Origin of the sequence: Vibrio sp. Vb0888 (assembly GCF_033338835.1) — a bacterium.
Lineage (GTDB): Bacteria > Pseudomonadota > Gammaproteobacteria > Enterobacterales > Vibrionaceae > Vibrio > Vibrio alginolyticus.
In genome coordinates this window covers 1-1,609 of record NZ_JAWOTL010000087.1, presented here as the reverse complement: position 1 = coordinate 1,609, position 1,609 = coordinate 1, and the positions used below count along the sequence as shown (strand labels likewise).

Sequence of the window (1,609 nt, the reverse complement as noted above, 5' to 3'; positions counted from 1 at the left end):
CCGTCACCATCAAACGCTGAATATGATGGGCGTAGGCATAATCGAGAGACTGGCCTATTGCATTGCGCATACAAGCCATCTTGGTTTTTCCTGTCCAAAAGTAGTCGGGTAAATCACGTGATGCTTCGAGCTCATTTTTCTGCGGATACTGCGGCATATTCGCCCAATACACACCCCGAATGAATTCCCGCCAACCTAAGATCTGACGAATGAATCCTTCTACCTGCGCAATATCGATGTGTTTGTTTGATTGATACGCACTAAGTGCAGCATCTATTACCTCTTTGGGGTGCAGTAACTTACTGTTCATCGAGAACGACAAACGACTGTGATACAAACTCCATTTGGATTCGTGCTCCGCCGTCATCGCATCTTGAAACCGACCAAAGTGAGGGAGACAAACCTGACAAAAATGCGCGAGCAAAGATAGGCTTTGAGCGCGATTCACTGGCCATAACAAATCACCATTTAGTGAACCAATGGTCGAGATCTTGTGTCGCGTTAATCGCTCTACAATCTCGTCAACATTCAGGCTAAACATCAGCGGTTTGGGTAATTGCTCGATATCTTTCGCTTTCAGTTTATTACGGTTGTTGGCATCGTAATTCCACTTTTCACCCACTGGCTTACCGTCTTGCATCAAAATATCAAAGCGCTTGCGCATCCGTCGGTAAAAGTGCTCCATCATGACGTGTTTGCCTTGCGGGAACTGCTGTTCTATTTCTGCAAAAGGCAGTAAAAAATGCTCAGTGTCGACGCAACGTTTGACAACACCTTCTAATTTCAACTTGGTTAGTTGTTCCAACAGTCGATATTCATCTGGCCGTTGATACTCAAATTTGCTTGCCCCTACTTCACGAACGTAGTGCTGCAATACTTGGTCAAGATAGTCAAAAGCGGCAGTGTCATCCAACGTTAGATGCAGAACATGATGCCCTTCTTCTTGCTTCTCTTGAGCAAAAATAGCCATCGCGGAGAAGAAGGCGCACACCTTTTGAATGTGATGCGTAACGTAAGTGTTTTCTTGCTTGAGCTCAGCAATCAAATAAAGCACGGTATCATCCGCTTGCTGAAACCAAGAATGCTCGCTGTTGAGTTGGTCGCCGAGAATCAATCGCACCGTGTCATAACGCATTTATTTATCTCCATTTTCTTGCTGCGTTGTGATTGGCCAGTCGACCATATCGACAACGTCTTGCTGCGCTCGGCTGTCACGCCCTTGCCATCGTTCAATGAACTCATGATTTGGGTCGTACATTTGTGTCTGCTTCTCCAAATTAAACTGACGAGAGCCTCTCGGATCTGCCCCTACTCCCGCTAAATATTGCCAGTTTCCCCAATTAGAGCCGACATCGTAGTCAATCAACTGCGTTTCAAAGTAGGCTGCGCCATACCGCCAGTCCAACCCCAGTTCATGAACAAGGCAACTTGCAACCAACTGGCGACCACGGTTAGACATATAACCAGTGTGATTCAGTTGGTGCATACACGCGTTGACAATGGGATACGGTGTGGTGCCGTTTTTCCACTGCTGAAAACGATGCGCATAAAAGCTGGTTAACGGCGGTTGATTGCGAATACCACCAAACCGAAACAGCCTTTGTTGATA

Annotated in this window: 2 protein-coding genes; both read right to left on the bottom strand. The window is 46.4% G+C overall.

Annotated features, from left to right (window positions below; translation table 11 throughout):
* Positions 1 to 1,135, bottom strand: a 1,135-nt coding sequence (locus tag R7P72_RS24040; RefSeq protein WP_318110831.1) for a cryptochrome/photolyase family protein, incomplete at its 3' end; no start/stop codon positions are given.
* A partial coding sequence (locus R7P72_RS24035) for an FAD-binding domain-containing protein (protein ID WP_318110830.1) occupies positions 1,136 to 1,609 on the bottom strand: 474 nt, incomplete at its 5' end.